We start from the raw sequence: 17,995 nt of genomic DNA on the forward strand, positions 1-17,995 counted from the left end.
CATTCAGCGGTTTTCGATATCGACGTAATCGCGGGCCGTTGACCCCAGATACAATTGCCGTGGCCGGCCGATTTTCAGCTGTGGATCGGCCAGCTGTTCTTTCCACTGCGAAATCCAACCCACGGTGCGCGCGAGCGCAAAAACCGGGGTGAACATCGAGGTCGGGAAACCCATCGCCTCTAATATGATGCCGGAATAGAAATCGACGTTGGGGAACAATTTCTTTTCCGCGAAATACGGATCGGCCAGCGCCTGACGTTCCAATTCCTTGGCAACCTGCAGGACGGGATTATTTTCCACGCCCAGCAAATCCAGCACTTCATCGGCGGATTGTTTCATCACCGTGGCGCGGGGGTCGAAGTTTTTGTAAACCCGGTGGCCGAAACCCATCAGGCGATATGGATCGTTCTTGTCCTTGGCGCGCGCGATGAATTCAGGGATACGGTCTGGCGTGCCGATTTCCTTGAGCATTTCAAGACAAGCCTGGTTCGCCCCGCCATGTGCCGGACCCCAAAGGCAGGCAATGCCCGCCGCGATACAGGCAAACGGATTGGCACCGGAGGAGGAGGCCAAACGCACGGTCGAGGTCGAGGCGTTTTGTTCATGATCCGCATGCAGCGTGAAAATCCGGTCCATTGCACGGGCAAGGATCGGGTTCACATGATAGGTTTCCGCCGGCACGGCGAAACACATATGCAGGAAATTCGCCGCATAATCCAGATCGTTGCGCGGATAGACGAAAGGCTGGCCAATCGAATATTTATAGGCCATCGCGGCAATCGTCGGCATCTTGGCGATCAGGCGGATCGATGCCACCTCGCGCTGGTGTTCGTCGTTGATATCGGTGCTGTCGTGATAAAACGCCGACATCGCGCCGACCACACCGACCATCGTCGCCATCGGATGCGCATCGCGGCGGAAGCCACGGAAAAAGTTGTGCATCTGTTCGTGAATCATTGTGTGGTTGGTCACCAGCGATTCAAACTTTTCCAGCTCCGCCGCCGAAGGCAATTCACCATAAAGCAGCAGATAGCAGACTTCGAGGTAATGCGACTGGCTGGCCAGCTGGTCGATCGGATAGCCGCGATGCAGCAGCTCACCCTTGTCACCGTCGATAAAGGTGATCGTGCTGTCGCAGGCCGCGGTCGAGGTAAAGCCGGGGTCATAGGTGAACACATCGGCCTGGGCGTAAAGCTTGCGAATGTCCAGAACATCCGGGCCGGTGGTTGGGGAATAGACAGGCAGGTCGTAGGTCTTGCCCTTGATCGTCAGTTTCGCGGTATCTGTCGTTTCAGCCATGGTGCTTTCCCTCATCTGCGGCGCATCAATCTACGCCCGCACGTCCTTGTTCAATTCTACCCGATAATCACCTTTTGTGACGATCTGGTTTACTTGCTGGCATCCGAAAGGCGGCCAATCGTCTCGGATTGCCCCAGAACCAGCATCATGTCGAAAACGCTGGGGGACACCGAACGCCCGGCCAACGCGGTGCGCAAAGGTCCCGCCAGTTTGCCAAGCTTGGTGTCATGCGCCTGGGCAATGGTCGCAACGATGCTTTCCAGAGTATCTCTGGTCCAGCTAGCATTTTGCAACTGCGGCGTCAATTCCGACAGTATACCACGGGATACATCGGTAAGTTGCGCGGCCGATTTCTCATCCGGGACAATCGGGCGGCTGGTCAAGATAAAATGTGCCTTTTCAACAAGTTCTGGAAAGGTTTTTGCACGTTCTTTCAGGCAATACATGCCGCGTAACAGCCCGTCTTTTTGCGCATCACCCAGCGGCGCGGCGCCGGTTGCCGCAAGGTAGCCCTGCAATTCATGCAGCAGCGCAGCATCGTCAGCGACAGCGATATGCTGACCGCACAGATGTTCAAGTTTGGCCGTGTCGAACCGTGCCGGTGATTTGCCAATCCCGTGCAGGTCGAACCAGTCGCGCGCCTGCGCATCACTAAAGAATTCCGCATCGCCGTGCGACCAGCCCAGACGGGCCAGATAATTACGCATCCCCGCCGCAGGATACCCCAGCGCCTGATATTCCGCAGCGCCGGTCGCGCCATGGCGTTTGGACAATTTCTTGCCATCGGGACCATAGATCAGCGGGATATGCGCCAGCACCGGTTTCGGCCAGCCCATCGCGTCATAGATCAGGTTTTGCCGGAAAGCATTGGCCAGATGGTCATCGCCGCGGATCACATGGGTGACGCCCATGTCGTGATCATCCACCACGACCGCCAGCATATAGACAGGGCTGCCGTCCGAGCGCAGCAGGATCATGTCATCCAACTGGTCGTTGGACCATGTCACATCGCCTTGCACCTCGTCATGCAGGGTGGTTGTGCCTTCGCGCGCGGCCTTGATGCGGATGACGAAAGGCAGGTCAGGGTGGTCGGCTGCAGGCACGTCGCGCCACGGAGAGCGAAACAGCGTCGAGGTTTTCTGTTCGCGGGCCTGTTCGCGGAAAGCTTCGATTTCGTCTTGCGTGCTGAAACACTTATACGCCTTGCCGGCTGCCAGTAAGTCATGTGCGACCTGCGCATGGCGCGCGGCGCTGTCAAACTGGCTGACAGGATCGCCATCCCAATCCAGCCCCAGCCATGTCAGCCCGTCCAGAATCGCTTGCGCGTTTTCGGGGGTGGACCGTGCGCGGTCGGTATCCTCGATCCGCAGCAGAAACTTGCCACCGCGCCCGCGCGCGTAAAGCCAGTTGAAAAGGGCCGTGCGCGCGCCCCCAATGTGCAAAGCACCCGTGGGCGAAGGCGCGAAACGTGTGACGACAGGACGGGACATGATGGGCTTAACCTTTCGTTCACCAGCTTTGGACTAATCTGCCGGTGCCCCTTGGGGATAGCCAGCCAAAGGACGAAGAACAAGTGCGAGCCTTGGTCGAAGACGCGCTTTTGGCGCAGCGCGGGGGGCTGTTGTGCTGGGTGCCGGTCTGGCTGGGGCTGGGGATCGGGTGGTATTTCGCGCAGCGGCAGGAACCGGGTGATGCGGGTCTTGCGATTGGGGGGGCTGTGGCCTTTGCCCTGCTGCTGGCGCTGCCACGCATTGGCGTCGCCTATCGCCCTGTCGTGCTGGCTATCATTATCGCGATGATCGGGGCAGGCATCGCCAAATACCGCAGTGAAGCGGTTGGCGCACCTGTGCTGAATTTCCGCTATTACGGGACGATCGAAGGGCGGGTTGTCAATATCGACAGGTCCGCCAGCGACGCGCTGCGCCTGACGCTGGACCGCGTGGTGCTGGATCGGATCGCACCCCACCGCACACCCGCGCGTGTGCGCGTGTCGGTGCATGGTGACCAGCCGTTCAGCGATTATCGCCCCGGTACGGTGCTGATGATGACCGGCCATCTGTCGCCCCCTGCTGGCCCGGCGGAACCGGGCGGGTTTGATTTCCAGCGCCATGCGTGGTTTTTGGGGTTGGGGGCGGTCGGTTACACCCGCAATCCGGTGTTGCGGTTGGCCGCGCCTGCGGCCCCCGATGCCATGATGCGAATTTTCGCACTGCGCATGGCGATTTCGCGCGCCGTGCAAGAGGCGATGCCGGGCGAGGCGGGGGCCTTTGCCGCCGCTTTGATGACAGGTGACCGGTCGGGTATGGGGCAGGATGGTCTTGCTGCTTTGCGCGCGGCCAACCTTGCGCATTTGCTGGCAATCTCGGGACTGCATATGGGGTTGCTGACGGGCTTTGTGTTTGCGGTTGTGCGCTATGGGCTGGCGCTGGTGCCAGCGGTGGCACTGCGGTTGCCCACCAAAAAGATCGCCGCGGTCATCGCCCTGATCGTGGGCGCATTCTATCTCGCCTTGTCGGGGGGCAATGTCGCGACCGAACGCGCTTTTGTCATGGTGGCGGTCATGCTGGTGGCGGTGCTGCTGGGACGGCGCGCGCTGACGCTGCGGGGGGTGGCCATCGCCGCGATCATCGTGCTTGTCTGGCAGCCAGAGGCCTTGACCGGCCCGGGGTTCCAGATGTCATTTGCGGCCACCATCGCCCTTGTCGCGGTGTTTCGCGCCTTGCGCGGGGCCAAGCTGCACCGGCTGCCGCGCTGGACGCGCCCGGTGATGTCGGTGTTTGTGTCATCGCTGGTGGCGGGGCTGGCGACCGCCCCTTATGCGGCGGCACATTTCAATATCATGTCGCATTACGGGCTGATCGCCAACCTGATCAGCGTCCCGTTGATGGGGGTGCTGGTGATGCCCGCCGCAGTGCTGGCTGCCTGTCTGTGGCCTTTGGGGCTGGCCTGGATCGGGCTGGCGGTGATGGAACCGGGGCTGCGCTGGATCTTGTTTGTGGCACAGACAACCGCGGCCCAGCCCAATGCGGTCAGCCATGTGATCGCGCCACCCGGCGCGGTGTTGCCCATACTGACGCTGGCGCTGCTGTGGTTGATCTTGTGGCAGGGGCGCGCGCGGTTTGCGGGGCTCGCCTTTGCCGCGCTGGCCTTTGTGATCTGGCAGCAGGGCACGCGGCCTGCGTTGCTGGTGGCCGACGATGGCGGCTTGATCGGGGTGCTGGGGCCAGAGGGGCGTAGCCTGTCAAAACCGACGGGGGGCAGTTTCAGCGCGGGGATCTGGCTCGAGAATGATGGCGCGCCGGTGGCCCAAGACATCGCCGCCGCCCGTGGCGGGGTGCAACGGGACGGCCGCGTGGTCACGGCCATGTTGGGCGAGTGGCGGATCGTGCAGGTGTCGGGCAAAACCGCGCTGGCCGCCTTGCAAGGCTGCGGCGGTGCGGATGTGTTGATCGTCAATCAGGTGGATGAGGTTGCGCGCCCCTGTCATGTCTATGACCTGACCGGTCTGCGCAGAACAGGCGCGTTGGCGATGGACCTGACCGCCACAGGCGACCTGCGCATCGAGACATCGCGCGCACGGGCAGGCAACAGGCCCTGGAACGGGCGCACCGGCCCGCCCGAAGCAGCCCTGTTGCTGTCGCGTCAATAGGTGCGGATCAACCCGACCAGACGGCCCTGTACCTTGACCTGATCATCGCGGAAAACGCGGGTTTCATAAGCAGGGTTCGCAGCCTCCAGCGCGATGGCGCTGCCGGTGCGGCGGAACCGTTTCAACGTGGCTTCCTGCCCTTCGACCAAGGCCACGACGATATCGCCGTTATTGGCCACGGATGTTTCGCGGATCACCACGACATCGCCATCGTTGATGCCCGCCTCGATCATCGAATCGCCTTTGACCTCGAGCGCGTAATGTTCGCCCTTGCCCAGCATGGACTGCGGGACATGCACATGGTGCGAGACTTCGGAAATCGCCTCGATCGGGACACCGGCGGCGATGCGCCCCATGACCGGCAGCGACATTGACCCGCCTTCGACCGGCAGGGCGGCTGTGGGGATACTGGCGGGTTTGTCGCCTGCGATCACGCGCGGCTGGAACCCGCTGCCCATCATGCTGTCGGGCAGTTTGAGGATTTCCAGCGCCCGCGCGCGATGCGCCAGCCTGCGGATGAAACCGCGTTCTTCCAATGCCGTGATCAGCCGGTGGATGCCGGATTTTGACCGCAGGTCCAACGCCTCTTTCATTTCGTCAAAACTGGGCGGCACGCCGTCGCGCTGCACCCGTGTGTGGATGAAGGCCAGAAGGTCGAGCTGCTTTTTGGTTAACATGGCGAAATCCTTGGCTGGTTTTGCTTATGTTCTACCCCTGTTCCCCTTTTGTGTCAATCGCCTTGCGATCGACGCGCGCCGCGCGGGAGTATTTTTGGAAATAAGAAGCTGTCAGAGTGGCACGATTTGCACGCTTTCGCCGGCTTGGCGCGCGGGGTCATGGGGCGGGCGCAGGGCAAGGCAATTGGCCTGCGTCAGCACGCTGAGCAGGCTGCTGTCCTGGCGCTCAAAGATTGTCACACCGGCGGCGGTGGCATGCGCGCGCATGTAATGCGCACGTGGCCCGTTCGCGCTGATGTCATGGGCAAGCAGGGCTGTCTGCGTTGCGGCGGGATGCGCGCCAAGCCCCAGCATCTTGCGGATCACCGGCAGCACGAAGACATGACCGCAGACCATGGCCGAGACCGGATTGCCCGGAAGGCCGATCATGGCGGCGCTGCCAAGCCGGCCGGCCATCAGCGGTTTGCCGGGGCGCATCGCGATCTTGTAGAAGCTGCGCTGCATGCCAAGGCTTTGCGCTACCTGTCCGACCAGATCGTGATCTCCGACAGAGGCGCCGCCGATGGTGATGATCAGATCAGCGCCCTGCGCCAGGGCAAAGGTCTGTTCCAGCGATGCGATGCTGTCGCGCGCAATGGGCAGCAGCCGTGCTGTGGCGCCTGCGGCCGCGACCAATGCGGCCAGCCCATAGCTGTTGGAGGCGATGATCTGGTCTGGGCCGGGGCTGTCGCCCGGTTGCACCAATTCATCACCCGTGGCGATGATGGCGACCACGGGTTTGCGGGTGACAGGCACGCTTGCAATGTTCATGGCCGCCAGCAAGGCAATATCATTGGGCGACAGGTGGCGTGGCGCGGGCAGCGACGTGCCTTGCGCGAAATCGCCCCCCAGGGGGCGGATATTGCTGCCGCTGTCCTGCGCATCGGTGATGGTGATTTTTTCGCCGTCGCGGGTGACATTTTCCTGAATGATCACGCGACTTGCGCCTGCAGGGACAGGCGCGCCTGTGAAGATACGCAAAGCCTGACCCTGGGCCAATGTGCCATGCCAGCCGTGACCGGCCGCAGCTTCGCCGATGACGGTCAGGCTGGCCCCTTGGCGGTGATCGGCCGCATGGATCGCATAGCCATCCATGGCAGAGGCCGCAAAGGGCGGCTGGTCGCGCCGCGCGGTCACATCGCGCGCCAGTACGCGCTGTGCGGCATCACGCAGCGGCACGTCTTGTGCTGGCAGCGGGGTGACCAGCGCAAAGAGGTCTTGCAGGGCCTCTGCAACGCTGATCATGGATTTTCGAACCGGCCTGATTTGCCGCCGTCCTTGAGCGTGACGCGCAAACCGCCGATGACCATGTCCTTTTGCACCGCCTTGACCATGTCATAGACGGTCAGCGCGGCAGTGCTGGCGGCGGTGAGCGCCTCCATCTCGACGCCGGTCTGGCCGCTGGTCTTGACCGTGGCGCTGATCCTGATGCCGGGCAGGGTGGCGTCTGGGGTCAGGTCGATGCTGACCTTGGTGATCGGCAAAGGATGGCACAGCGGGATCAGATCGGCGGTTTTCTTGGCCGCCATAATGCCTGCGATCCGCGCGATGCCCAGCACATCACCTTTTTTGGCGCGGCCTTGGGTGATCAGCGCCAGTGTTGCATCCGCCATCACGATATGGGCCTCGGCCACGGCGATCCGGTCGGTCACGGCCTTGTCGGAGACATCGACCATATGCGCCTGTCCTTCGGCGTCGAAATGCGTCAGCCCGGTCATCGCATCGCCCCCGTGGATGGATTGGCCAGCAGGCGGGCGGTGGCGGCGGCCACGTCATCCTGGCGCATCAGGCTTTCGCCGATCAAAAAGGCACGCGCGCCGTAGCGGGCCATATCGGCAAGGTCTTCGGGGGTGAACAGCCCACTTTCGCACACGATCTGCCGGTCCTCTGGCACCCGTTTGGACAGGATGCGCGTGGTGTCCAGCGTCACGTCAAAGGTTTTCAGATTGCGGTTGTTGATCCCGATCAGCGGCGATTTCAGTAGCACCGCGCGGTCGAGTTCGGCCTGATCATGGACTTCGATCAGCACATCCATCTGCCAGTCGATCGCGGCCTGTTCCAGTTCCTGCGCCTGCGCATCGCTGACCGAGGCCATGATGATCAAGATGCAATCGGCCCCCAAGGCGCGGGATTCCGCGACCTGCCAGGGATCATAGAGGAAATCCTTGCGCAGCGCGGGCAATGCGCAGGCGTCGCGCGCTGCGACCAGATAGCTGTCGTCGCCCTGAAAGGACGGCGCATCGGTCAGCACCGACAGGCAGGTGGCCCCGCCTTGCGCATAAGCCTGCGCCAAGGCCGCAGGGTCGAAATCGGCGCGGATCAGGCCCTTGGAGGGGCTGGCCTTTTTGATCTCGGCGATCAGGCCGTATCCTTCGCGGCTGGCACCCGCCAATGCGGCAGCGAAACCGCGCACGGGGCTGGCGGCGCGCGCCAGTGCTTCGGCTTCGGCCAAGGGCAGGGCGATTTTGCGCGCTGCCACATCCGCCAGCTTGTAGTCTTTGATCTTGGCAAGAATGTCGGTCATGGGGCCGCCCAGTTGATTGGAATATCCCCCCGATCCATAAGCCATTGGTTGACCTTTGAAAATGGGCGCGACCCGAAAAACCCCCGATGCGCCGACAACGGCGAGGGGTGGGCCGAGGTCAGGAGCAGGTGATGCGCGGGCAGGCGGGCCGCATATGCCTGCGCCTGCGCGCCCCAAAGGATAAAGGCGCGGGGGTGGTCATTCAGCCGCGCCAATACCTGATGAACCAATCTGGACCAACCGATTTTACCATGTGCGCCGGCCCGACCGGGCGCAACAGACAGGGCGGTATTGAGCAGCAAAACACCTTGATCCGCCCAGTCATGCAGGTTGGTTTTATTCCGGCTTTGGCCTGTATCGCTCTGGATTTCTTTGAAGATATTGCCAAGGCTTGCCAGATTTCCGGTGAATGCGGGGTTGATAGAAAAGGCCAGCCCATCGGCCTTGTCCGGCGTGTGGTAGGGGTCTTGCCCGAGAATGACAACGCGGGTGGCGGCAGGCTGGCAACGTGCGAGGGCCGTGAATGTCAGCGCGGGGGGCGGCAGGATATCCGCACCAATCCGCCCCGCCAGTATCGGCAGATCGTCGCGGAAAAAGGGCAGATCTGCCCAATCCCCCAGACGCGACAGATCGAACATCAGGCGTTCGTGACACGCACCAGCGCGTCAAGGGCGGCTTTGGCCTTGCCGCTGTCGATACTGTCGCGGGCGATCTGTACACCATCGGGCAGGTTGGCGGCCTTGTCGGCCACGACCAAGGCGGCGGCGGCATTGAACAGCACCGCATCGCGATAGGCACCGGGTGCGCCATCCAGCAGCGCGCGCAGCGCCTGTGCGTTGTCCTGCGGCGACCCGCCAATGATGTCGCGGAAGGCATGTTCGGGCAGGCCCGCATCCTCTGGGTGGATCTGGCGGGAGGTGATCTTGCCACCGTCCAGCACGGCAACGGATGTCGGCCCGCAGATCGTGATTTCATCGGTGCCATCGCTGCCGTGGACCAGCCAGGCCTTTTCAGTGCCAAGCTGTTGCAGCGTTTCCGCCATCGGAAAGATCAGGTCGATGGCAAAGGCCCCCGTCAGCTGGCGTTTGACACCGGCGGGATTTGTCAATGGTCCCAATATGTTGAATATCGTCTTGCATCCAAGTTCCAACCTGACAGGCCCGACATGGCGCATTGCGGGGTGATGCAACGGGGCCATCATGAAACCAATGCCGGCCTGCGCGATCGCGCGTTCGACCACATCAGGCGTGACGTTCACATTGATCCCAAGCGCTGATTGCACATCCGCTGTGCCGGATTTTGACGACAGGTTGCGATTGCCGTGTTTGGCCACCGGCACGCCCGCGCCTGCCACGACAAAAGCGGTGGCCGTGGAAATATTCAGCGTATGTTTGCCGTCACCACCCGTGCCGACGATGTCCATCGCACCGTCCGGTGCCGTGACAGGCACGCAATGGGCGCGCATCACGGCGGCGGCTGCGGCATATTCCGACACCGCCTCGCCGCGCGCGCGCAGCGCCATCAGCAAACCGCCGATCTGGGCAGGGGTCGCCTGACCTGCGAACAGATACCCGAACGCCTCTTCGGCTTGGGCGCGTGACAACGGCCCTTCGGATGCGGCATAGATCAGCGGTTTCATCGCCTCGGTCATGCTAGCACCTTGGCGATGTCCAGAAAGTTCTGCAGCAGGGCATGGCCATGTTCGGAGCGGATGCTTTCAGGGTGGAATTGCACGCCGTGGATCGGCAAGGTTTTGTGCTGAAGCCCCATGATCGTGCCATCCTCCAGATCGGCGGTGATTTTCAGACAATCGGGCAGGGTGGCGCGGTCTACGACCAGCGAATGATAACGTGTCGCGGCAAAAGGGCTGGGCAGCCCAGCGAACAGGCCCTGACCCTGATGGCGCATCTGGCCCATCTTGCCATGCACGATGTCATGGCAGCGCACGACATGGCCGCCAAACGCCTCGCCAATCGCCTGATGGCCGAGGCAGACGCCCAGCAGCGGCATGCCGGTTTCGGCTGCCGCATGGACCAGCGGCAAACAAATTCCCGCCTGTGCCGGATCGCAGGGGCCGGGCGACAGCACGATGGCGGACGGGCGCATCGCCATGGCCTGTTGCACATCCAGCGCATCATTGCGGCGCACGACGACCTCTGCCCCAAGTTCGCCCAAATAATGCACCAGATTATAGGTAAAGCTGTCGTAATTATCGATCAAAAGCAGCATGGACAGGTCCCGTAAGCTGGAAATTTGGGGCTACCGTCTGCGGCAAAGCTGACGATATAAGCGCCGCCATACATGGGCCGACAGGGCCGGTCGCGTCAAGTCCGAAGGCGGCGGGCGCATTTGCAATAAGGATGTGAGGTACATGCGGGCATTTCTGGCGGGGGGTGGCTGGGCGGTTTTGGTCGGCGGTGGTTTGCTTGGACTGGTGTCCGTGTCGGTGGGGCCGGAAACGCCCGTGGTGAGCCAACCGCCCGCAGCGACCGCGCAGCCGGCGGCGGTGCCAGCGGCCCCGGCGACAGCACCCGTTCTGGATACGCCGGTGATGACAACGCCCCAGGTTGTGCTGCCCGATACGGCACCAGCCGTGCCAGAAATTGTGCCAGAACCTGCGCCAGAACCTTTGCCGGCAATTGTGCCAGAAACTGTGCCAGAATTGGCCCCGCAAACCGCCGCCGATGCGCCGCCCTTGGCCGCTGCCATCGAGGCGGCTGTGCCCCCGCCTGCCGCCATGACCCCGCCTGCGCCCACGGTGATGCCCGATGCACCGATCACACCGCCGCAGGCACCCGCGCAGCCTGCGCCCGAACAAGACTTGCCTGTGGTAACATTGCCCGCGCCTGTGCCACCGGCTTTGCAAGATACGCCAGCCGAGCCGCTGCCCGCGCCTCAGGTCCGGCCCCAGACCAGCCCATCGGCATCGCTGCCACAATCTACGGCGGATGTGCGCGTCAACCGACCCCGCACGGCCCCCGCTGCCGGACCCGAAGAACCGGCGCTTGACGGCGATCTCGCCTCGCCGCTTTTGCGCTATGCCGCCGATTTTGATTATGCCGCTGACCTGCCAATGATCGCGGTGGTCCTGATGGACAATGCCTTGATCCTCGATGCGCCCGATGTCCTGAGCGGGCTGCCCTTCGTGCCGACAATCGTGCTGAACGCCGCCGCCGCCGATGTGACGGCGCGGATGCGCGCCTATCGCGCCGCCGGGATCGAGGTGTTGTTGCAGGCCGATTTACCGCAAGGTGCGCTGCCGTCCGACGTCGAAACGACCTATGTCGGGGCGTTCGGTCTGGTCCCCGAGGCGATTGCCATCTTTTCCGATGGCACCGGCCCAGAGGCACAGGACCGGATGCTGGCCGATCAGGCGTTGCGGTTGATCGGTGATGAAGGGCGCGGTTTTGTCACTCTGCCGCGCGGTATGGGTGGGGCTTTGCGCAATATCACGGCAGATGGCGTGCCTGTGGCGCAGATCACGCGCGACATAGACGGTGCGGGCGAAACCCGTGACGCGATTGAACGCAGCCTGCAGCAAGCGGCGCTGCGCGCGCGGCAATCGGGGCATGTTGTCCTGCTGGGGCGCACAACACCCGAAACCTTGGCCGCGATCCGCAACTGGGCCGAGCGCAGCGATCCGTCGCAGATTTCCTTGGCGCCGGTGTCGGCGATCCTATTGGAACAGCTCGCGCAATAGGGTCAGTTTCCGCCGCCCTTGAACATCCGCGCATCGGCCGCCGCCTTGCGGATGGCGTTGGATTTATGGACGGTTTCTTGATATTCCGCCTCTGGGTCGCTGTCATAGACAACGCCGCCACCGGCCTGAATATAAAGCTTTTCATCCTGCAAAACGGCGGTGCGCAGCGCGATGCACATATCCATATCGCCACCCGCGCTGAAATAGCCGCAACCGCCGCCGTAGACACCGCGCTTTTCGGGTTCCAATTCGTCGATGATCTGCATTGCACGGACCTTGGGCGCGCCTGATACGGTGCCTGCGGGCATACCGGCAAAAAAGGCGCTTAATGCGTCCTGATCATCGGCCAATTCGCCCACCACGTTGGACACGATATGCATCACATGGCTGTAGCGTTCGACGATGAATTGTTCCGTCGGGCGGACAGAGCCAATTTTTGACACCTTGCCGGTATCATTGCGGCCCAGATCCAGCAGCATCAGATGTTCCGCCAGTTCCTTTTGATCCGCCAGCAGATCGGCCTCGTTCGCATCATCCTCGGCAGGGGTTGCCCCGCGCGGACGCGTCCCTGCAATGGGGCGGATCGTGACCTCATTGCCGAACACGCGCACAAGGATTTCGGGGCTGGCTCCGATCACCTGAAACCCACCAAAGTTGAAAAAGAACATGAACGGCGACGGGTTGGTGCGGCGCAAGGACCGATAAAGCGCGAAAGGCGGTTCGCGGAATTCCTGTGTCCAGCGTTGCGATGGCACCACCTGAAAGATGTCACCGGCGCGGATATAATCCTTGGCCTTTTCGACCGCCTGCAAATAACCTTCATGCGTGAAATTCGACACCGGCGGCGCGACAGGTGCCGGATCGGCCAAAGCGCGGCTGTGCTGGGGCAGCGACCGGTCCAGCGCGCGCTGCGCATCCATGACCCGTTCGGCGGCTTGCGCATAGGCGGCTTTGGCCGACAGGTCAGGCCGGACATAGGCGGGGGCGACAAGGATAACATCGCCCTTGACCCCGTCCAGCACTGCCACGACCGAAGGGCGCAGCATGATCGCATCGGGCAGGCCCAAGGGATCGGGGTTCACATCGGGCAGATGTTCCACCAGCCGGATCATGTCATAGCCCAGATAGCCAAACAGCCCCGCCGCCGCCGCAGGCAGACTGGCTGGCAGGTTGATCCGCGATTCGGCCAAAATCGCGCGCAAGGCGTCTAATGGGGCGGCCGGCATCACCTCGAAAGCATCGGCATCGAAACGGGCAGAGCGGTTGACGCGCGCTGTGGTGCCGCGACAATCCCAGATCAGATCAGGGTTCATCCCGATGATCGAATAGCGCCCCCGGATTTCACCGCCTGTCACGCTTTCGAGCATGAAGGCATTTGTGCCCGCCTCGGACAGTTTCAGCATCAAGGAAACCGGCGTGTCCAGGTCGGCGGCGATCCGCGTATAGACCACCTGGTTTTCACCCGCGTCATAGCTGCGGGCAAAGCTGTCATAATCGGGCAATAATGCCATGGCGCACCTATTGAAGCTGGGCGTTGACCGCGTCAACGGTGGCCTGGTTGATCGTGATGCGCGTGGCCTGCTGGACCGCTTGCACATAGGCGTCAAACAGATCCTGCGCGATGCCTGCGGCGATAGAATCGGATATCGACGCGCGCTGCGCGGCCTGATCGGTCGCGGTGGGGTCGGCGTCGGTGATGGCATCCAGCCGCACGATCAGCGCCCCGTTGCCTGCGTCCTCGACGCGGGCTTCGCCGGGGGCAAGCGCAAAGACAGCGTCATTGAACCCTTCGGGCATGCCTTCGACAAAGCTGCGGCGGGTCAGGTTGGATTCCACACGCGGGGTCATGCCGAGAGCGGCCAGATCGGTGTCGGCAGTCAGGTCGGCGGCGATTTCGGCCGCGCGGGCCAGCAGGGCATCCTGCTGCGCCTGCAGCTGCCAGCGGGCGGCGACATCGGCGCGGATATCCTGCAGCGGCGGCACGCGCGCAGGCGTCACACTGTCCAGACGCAGCGCAAAAACGCCGCCATCGGACAAAACTTCAAGCGCGGGAAATGCGCCTTCGCTCAGGGCTTCGGCAGCGGCGCGGAAATTGTCATAGGCAGCGATGCCATCGGTGACATCAGGTGTCCAGCTGATCTGGCCCAGCACCAGATCGGTGCGCTCTGCCAGATCCTCGAGCGTGGCGCCACCGGCCAAAAGATCGGTGATCCGGTCGAAATCATCATTGATGACGCTGCGGGCGGCCTCGGCGGCCAGTTCGGCGCGCAGATCGTCAGAGGCTTCGTCCAATGTGACCTCTTGCGCGTTCAGCACCGCATTGACGCGAAACAGCGCCGCGCCCAGCGAGGTGGGGAATGGCCCGACCACATCGCCGGGTGTGGCGGTGAACACCGCATCAGCGGTGTTGGCGGGCAATTCATCACGGCCCAGATCGCCCATATCCACATCGGCCAGCGTCAGCCCGCGTTCCGTAACCAGCGCGTCGAATGTTGCATCCCCCGATGCCAGACGGCCGCCAGCGAGCTGTGCGGCAGCCGGATCGGCATAGTTCAGCCGTTCAACAAGCCGGCGTTCGGGCTGCACGAAATCTGCGATCCGGTCCTGATACAGGGTTTCAATCGCCAGATCGGTGACCTCCATCTGGTCCTGGATCATCGCGGGGGTCATCCAGGCATAGGTGATCTCGCGCGCTTCGGGCAGCAGGAATTCATCGCCGTTTGCCTCGTAAAAGGCGGTGATATCGGCATCGGTTGCACCGGGGACCGGGGCGGTCAGCATATCGGCACTGACGCGCAGCACGGTCACGTCGCGGGCTTCGGCGACATAACGGACCAGCGCATCGGCAGAAGCGGCGGCACCCGGCACCCCGCTGACAATGGCGGCTTGCAACAAGGTGCGGGCCAGATCCTCGCGGATTTCAGCCTCGAATTCGGATTCGCTCTGGCCGGATTGCTGTAACACAAGGCGGTAGGTGTCGCGGTTGAACCCGCCCGCGCTCTGAAATGCACCAATCGCGCTGATCCGGTCGAACACGGCCAGATCACCGGCGGAAATACCCATGCGGGCGGCTTCGTTGTCCAGCGTGCGGGTCTGCACCACCTGTGACAGGGCCTGCCGGTCGATCCCGAAAGCCTGCGCCTGCTGGAACGAAATCTGCGTGCCGAATTGCGCAGAGAGCGCGCGGATCTGCTGGTCCAGGTTCCGCTGATAGGCGGCGACGGTGATGTCCTTGTCCCCGACTGTGCCAAGCGTGCGGATATTGCCTGTCAGACCGCCGGTGCCAAAACCTGCCAGCCCGACCAGCACCACGCCGACGATGATCCATGCGCCGATCTTTGTCTTTTTCTTCTGTGCCATGCCATCGCTCCGCCTGAATTATCGCGTCTGAATAAGGGGCGCGGCCCTTGGGTGCAAGGGTCAGACGGTGACCTTGGCCAGCCTGTCAAACAGCGTGGCGATCCCCGCGCGGTCGATATTGGCAAAGGCGATGCGCAGCTGGCGTTCGCCCGCGGGCATATCGTCCGGCATGAACATGGTGCCGGGCAACAGCAGGATGCCCGCATCCGCAACCAACCTTTGCGCCAGATCGGTCGAGGAGAGGGCGAAAGGATGGGCCAGATAGGCGAAATAGGCCCCAACCCCCAGCAGCGACCAGCCCTTGGCGGCGAGTTGCGGGAAATGATCGGTGATCGCGGCGCGCCGGTCGAGGATTTCGGCGCGCTCGCCCGCCAGCCAGTCCGACAGGTTCTGCATCCCCCAAAGTGCGGCGCGCTGCCCGATCTGGTTGGGGCAGATTGCGACGGTATCAAGGAATTTCTCGATCTCGGCCATGCGCACAGGATTGGTCAGCACCGCGCCAATACGGTGGCCGGTCAGCCGGTAGGCCTTGGAAAAGGAATAAAGCTGGATCAGCGTGTCATCCCAGGCCGGATCGCTGAACAGGTCATGCGCAGCACCCGTGCGGCTGTCGAAATCGCGGTAGGTTTCATCCACGATCAGCGCGATGCCCTGCGCGCGCGCCAGATCCATGAAGGCGCGCAAGGTGGCGGCGGGGTATTCCACACCGCAAGGATTGTTCGGGCTGACCAGCACGATGGCGCGGGTCCGGTCCGTGATCAGCGCCGCAACCGCATCCGCTGTCGGCACCATATCCGCGCCGCAAACCAGCGGCACCGTGGTCACACCCGCCATATCGAGCCACATGCGGTGGTTGAAATAATAAGGCACAGGCACGATCACCTGATCGCCTTCGCCACAAAGGGCTGCGATGGCGGCGGCGAAGGCCTGATTGCAACCCGAGGTGATGCCGACCTGGCCTGCGTTTATGCGCCCGCCATAGGCCGCAGACCATTGCGCAGCGATTTCATCACGCAGCGCGGGCAGGCCCAGAACCGGACCATAGAGATGGGCATCCGTATCCTGCATCATGATGCGGGCCACGGCCTCGCGCAGCGCCAGCGGGGGTGCCATGACCGGGGCGGCCTGGCTGACGTTGATCAGGGGCCTGTCGGCGGGATGCGTCACCCCGTCCAGCCAGCGCCGCGCCGCCATCACAGGCGGGGTGAAGGTGGCGGCGGTGCGGGATTTTGGCATGGACGGTCCAGACGGGTTGCGCCGAAAAACTTTTGGGCCTCCGGCGGGGATATTTAAGCTCGAACGATGCGGTGATCAGTCCTTGCCGCGATAAGGTTCGACATATTGCAGCGCCATGTCCCATGGAAAGAAAATCCATGTGTCCTGCGATACTTCGGTAATGAAGGTCTGGACCTGTGGGCGGCCTTTGGGTTTGGCATAGACCGTTGCGAAATGCGCTTTTGGGAAAAGCGCGCGCACCAGTTCCAATGTCTTGCCACTATCAACCAGATCATCGACGACCAGAATACCAGTGCCATCGCCCATCAGCGCGGCGTCGGGCGCTTTGAGCACGCGGGCTTCGGATTGGTTCTGGTGGTCATAGCTTTTCACGCTGATCGTATCCACGGTGCGGATATCAAGCTCGCGCGCTACGATCATCGCAGGCGCCATGCCGCCACGGGTGATTGCCACCACCGCGCGCCATGCGCCGTCATCGGGGCCTTGCCCATCGAGCCGCCAGGCCAGCGCGCGGCTGTCGCGGTGGATCTGGTCCCAGGAAATGTGAAAGCCTTTTTCATGCGGCAAACGGTCGGTCATCTGCTTAGTCCTTTGTGATATCTGGCGCATCGACGGCCTTCATGCCGACGACATGATAGCCTGCATCGACATGCAACACTTCACCGGTGACAGCGCTGGCCAGGTCCGACAGCAGGTAAAGCGAGGATTTGCCCACCTCGTCCTGCGTCACGGTGCGCCGCAGGGGAGAATTATATTCGTTCCATTTCATGATATAGCGGAAATCGCCGATGCCCGAGGCTGCCAGCGTCTTGATCGTGCCGGCGCTGATCGCGTTGACGCGGATGTTTTTCTTGCCCAGATCCTCGGCCAGATAGCGCACAGAGGCCTCTAATGCGGCCTTGGCCACGCCCATCACGTTGTAATGCGGCATCACCTTTTCCGCGCCGTAATAGGTCAGCGTCAGGCAGGAGCCGCCATCTGTCATCATCTTTTCCGCGCGCTGGACAACGGCGGTGAAGGAATAGACCGAGATATCCATCGACATCAGGAAATTGGACCGGCTGGTATCGACATAACGGCCGCGCAATTCGTTCTTGTCGGAAAATCCGATGGCATGGACCACGAAATCAAGCTTGCCCCATTTCGCCTCGAGCGCCGCGAACAGCGCGTCGATCGACGCCTCGTCGCCCACGTCACATGGCAGCACCGTGTCGGAGCCGACCGATTGCGCCAGCGGATCGACGCGTTTTTTCAGCGCCTCGCCCTGATAGGAAAATGCAAGTTCCGCTCCGGCATCGGCGCAGGCCTTGGCTATGCCCCAGGCAATGGATTTGTCATTCGCAAGCCCCATGATCAGCCCGCGCTTGCCTTGCATCAATTGTGAGGTCATCAGAGCACCCTTTAAGATTTGTTTCACGGTCCCTAGCACGGTCGCCCGCCGGTTGCCTAGATGCCAGCAGCGTGCGGTCTATCCCTTAAAGCGGTTGATACTGGTTGTTTTTGATCCTAAG

General features: G+C 62.4%; 16 protein-coding genes. 2 read left to right on the forward strand and 14 right to left on the reverse strand.

Features of this window, described 5'->3' with window-relative positions; genetic code table 11:
- Positions 1 to 3: 3 nt before the first annotated feature.
- Together SKA53_RS02935 and gltX are read right to left on the reverse strand one after the other, a co-directional pair.
- Entirely contained in the window at positions 4 to 1,299 is a 1,296-nt protein-coding gene (locus SKA53_RS02935) for a citrate synthase (RefSeq protein ID WP_007204556.1), read from the reverse strand.
- A gap of 89 nt (positions 1,300 to 1,388) precedes the next feature.
- The gene (gene gltX / locus SKA53_RS02940; protein ID WP_007204557.1) at positions 1,389 to 2,789 is read right to left on the reverse strand and encodes a glutamate--tRNA ligase; all 1,401 of its coding nucleotides are present in this window, start codon (positions 2,787 to 2,789) and stop codon (positions 1,389 to 1,391) included.
- Positions 2,790 to 2,881: 92 nt separating this feature from the next.
- Between gltX and SKA53_RS02945 the strand changes: the two genes are divergently transcribed.
- Positions 2,882 to 4,948, forward strand: a complete 2,067-nt coding sequence (locus SKA53_RS02945) for a ComEC/Rec2 family competence protein (protein ID WP_007204558.1) — start codon at positions 2,882 to 2,884, stop codon at positions 4,946 to 4,948.
- On the opposite strand, the gene lexA is transcribed toward SKA53_RS02945, so the two are convergent.
- The 7 genes from lexA to SKA53_RS02980 all read right to left on the reverse strand — a co-directional run bounded on the left by lexA (position 4,942) and on the right by SKA53_RS02980 (position 10,417).
- On the reverse strand, positions 4,942 to 5,625 hold the full coding sequence (gene lexA, locus SKA53_RS02950; protein ID WP_007204559.1) for a transcriptional repressor LexA: 684 nt from the start codon (positions 5,623 to 5,625) through the stop codon (positions 4,942 to 4,944). The genes SKA53_RS02945 and lexA overlap by 7 nt on opposite strands.
- A gap of 111 nt (positions 5,626 to 5,736) precedes the next feature.
- Positions 5,737 to 6,909 carry a molybdopterin molybdotransferase MoeA gene (locus SKA53_RS02955; protein WP_007204560.1) on the reverse strand — a complete coding sequence of 391 codons (1,173 nt, stop codon included), beginning with the start codon at positions 6,907 to 6,909 and terminating at the stop codon, positions 5,737 to 5,739.
- Positions 6,906 to 7,382 carry a cyclic pyranopterin monophosphate synthase MoaC gene (gene moaC, locus SKA53_RS02960; protein ID WP_007204561.1) on the reverse strand — a complete coding sequence of 159 codons (477 nt, stop codon included), beginning with the start codon at positions 7,380 to 7,382 and terminating at the stop codon, positions 6,906 to 6,908. Before moaC ends, SKA53_RS02955 begins: the two co-directional genes overlap by 4 nt.
- The gene (gene trpC / locus SKA53_RS02965) at positions 7,379 to 8,188 is read right to left on the reverse strand and encodes an indole-3-glycerol phosphate synthase TrpC (RefSeq protein WP_007204562.1); all 810 of its coding nucleotides are present in this window, start codon (positions 8,186 to 8,188) and stop codon (positions 7,379 to 7,381) included. The genes moaC and trpC overlap by 4 nt, the downstream gene beginning before the upstream one ends.
- On the reverse strand, positions 8,185 to 8,826 hold the full coding sequence (locus SKA53_RS02970) for a uracil-DNA glycosylase (RefSeq protein WP_007204563.1): 642 nt from the start codon (positions 8,824 to 8,826) through the stop codon (positions 8,185 to 8,187). The genes trpC and SKA53_RS02970 overlap by 4 nt, the downstream gene beginning before the upstream one ends.
- Entirely contained in the window at positions 8,826 to 9,839 is a 1,014-nt protein-coding gene (gene trpD, locus SKA53_RS02975; RefSeq protein ID WP_007204564.1) for an anthranilate phosphoribosyltransferase, read from the reverse strand. Before trpD ends, SKA53_RS02970 begins: the two co-directional genes overlap by 1 nt.
- The gene (locus tag SKA53_RS02980) at positions 9,836 to 10,417 is read right to left on the reverse strand and encodes an anthranilate synthase component II (protein WP_007204565.1); all 582 of its coding nucleotides are present in this window, start codon (positions 10,415 to 10,417) and stop codon (positions 9,836 to 9,838) included. The genes trpD and SKA53_RS02980 overlap by 4 nt, the downstream gene beginning before the upstream one ends.
- Before the next feature lie 142 nt (positions 10,418 to 10,559).
- Here SKA53_RS02980 and SKA53_RS02985 point away from each other — a divergent pair, with 142 nt between their 5' ends.
- Complete coding sequence (locus SKA53_RS02985; protein WP_007204566.1) at positions 10,560 to 11,888, forward strand: divergent polysaccharide deacetylase family protein; 1,329 nt, start codon at positions 10,560 to 10,562, stop codon at positions 11,886 to 11,888.
- A gap of 2 nt (positions 11,889 to 11,890) precedes the next feature.
- On the opposite strand, the gene trpE is transcribed toward SKA53_RS02985, so the two are convergent.
- The 5 genes from trpE to fabI all read right to left on the reverse strand — a co-directional run bounded on the left by trpE (position 11,891) and on the right by fabI (position 17,874).
- Positions 11,891 to 13,399: an anthranilate synthase component I gene (gene trpE / locus SKA53_RS02990; RefSeq protein ID WP_007204567.1), complete on the reverse strand. Its 1,509-nt coding sequence runs from the start codon at positions 13,397 to 13,399 to the stop codon at positions 11,891 to 11,893.
- Positions 13,400 to 13,406: 7 nt separating this feature from the next.
- Positions 13,407 to 15,248, reverse strand: a complete 1,842-nt coding sequence (locus SKA53_RS02995; protein WP_007204568.1) for a peptidylprolyl isomerase — start codon at positions 15,246 to 15,248, stop codon at positions 13,407 to 13,409.
- Positions 15,249 to 15,308: 60 nt separating this feature from the next.
- Entirely contained in the window at positions 15,309 to 16,484 is a 1,176-nt protein-coding gene (locus SKA53_RS03000; protein ID WP_007204569.1) for an aminotransferase, read from the reverse strand.
- Positions 16,485 to 16,559: 75 nt separating this feature from the next.
- Complete coding sequence (gene gpt, locus SKA53_RS03005) at positions 16,560 to 17,063, reverse strand: xanthine phosphoribosyltransferase (RefSeq protein WP_007204570.1); 504 nt, start codon at positions 17,061 to 17,063, stop codon at positions 16,560 to 16,562.
- Positions 17,064 to 17,067: 4 nt separating this feature from the next.
- Positions 17,068 to 17,874 carry an enoyl-ACP reductase FabI gene (gene fabI, locus SKA53_RS03010; protein WP_007204571.1) on the reverse strand — a complete coding sequence of 269 codons (807 nt, stop codon included), beginning with the start codon at positions 17,872 to 17,874 and terminating at the stop codon, positions 17,068 to 17,070.
- Positions 17,875 to 17,995 lie beyond the last annotated feature (121 nt).

This window comes from Yoonia vestfoldensis SKA53 (assembly GCF_000152785.1).
Classification (GTDB): domain Bacteria; phylum Pseudomonadota; class Alphaproteobacteria; order Rhodobacterales; family Rhodobacteraceae; genus Yoonia; species Yoonia vestfoldensis_A.

Coding starts and splice junctions, on each gene's coding strand:
- SKA53_RS02935 (WP_007204556.1), bottom strand. CDS start 1,299: ATGGCTGAAACGACAGATACCGCGAAACTGACGATCAAGGGCAAGACC.
- gltX (WP_007204557.1), bottom strand. CDS start 2,789: ATGTCCCGTCCTGTCGTCACACGTTTCGCGCCTTCGCCCACGGGTGCT.
- lexA (WP_007204559.1), bottom strand. CDS start 5,625: ATGTTAACCAAAAAGCAGCTCGACCTTCTGGCCTTCATCCACACACGG.
- SKA53_RS02955 (WP_007204560.1), bottom strand. CDS start 6,909: ATGATCAGCGTTGCAGAGGCCCTGCAAGACCTCTTTGCGCTGGTCACC.
- moaC (WP_007204561.1), bottom strand. CDS start 7,382: ATGACCGGGCTGACGCATTTCGACGCCGAAGGACAGGCGCATATGGTC.
- trpC (WP_007204562.1), bottom strand. CDS start 8,188: ATGACCGACATTCTTGCCAAGATCAAAGACTACAAGCTGGCGGATGTG.
- SKA53_RS02970 (WP_007204563.1), bottom strand. CDS start 8,826: ATGTTCGATCTGTCGCGTCTGGGGGATTGGGCAGATCTGCCCTTTTTC.
- trpD (WP_007204564.1), bottom strand. CDS start 9,839: ATGACCGAGGCGATGAAACCGCTGATCTATGCCGCATCCGAAGGGCCG.
- SKA53_RS02980 (WP_007204565.1), bottom strand. CDS start 10,417: ATGCTGCTTTTGATCGATAATTACGACAGCTTTACCTATAATCTGGTG.
- SKA53_RS02985 (WP_007204566.1), top strand. CDS start 10,560: ATGCGGGCATTTCTGGCGGGGGGTGGCTGGGCGGTTTTGGTCGGCGGT.
- trpE (WP_007204567.1), bottom strand. CDS start 13,399: ATGGCATTATTGCCCGATTATGACAGCTTTGCCCGCAGCTATGACGCG.
- SKA53_RS02995 (WP_007204568.1), bottom strand. CDS start 15,248: ATGGCACAGAAGAAAAAGACAAAGATCGGCGCATGGATCATCGTCGGC.
- SKA53_RS03000 (WP_007204569.1), bottom strand. CDS start 16,484: ATGCCAAAATCCCGCACCGCCGCCACCTTCACCCCGCCTGTGATGGCG.
- gpt (WP_007204570.1), bottom strand. CDS start 17,063: ATGACCGACCGTTTGCCGCATGAAAAAGGCTTTCACATTTCCTGGGAC.
- fabI (WP_007204571.1), bottom strand. CDS start 17,874: ATGACCTCACAATTGATGCAAGGCAAGCGCGGGCTGATCATGGGGCTT.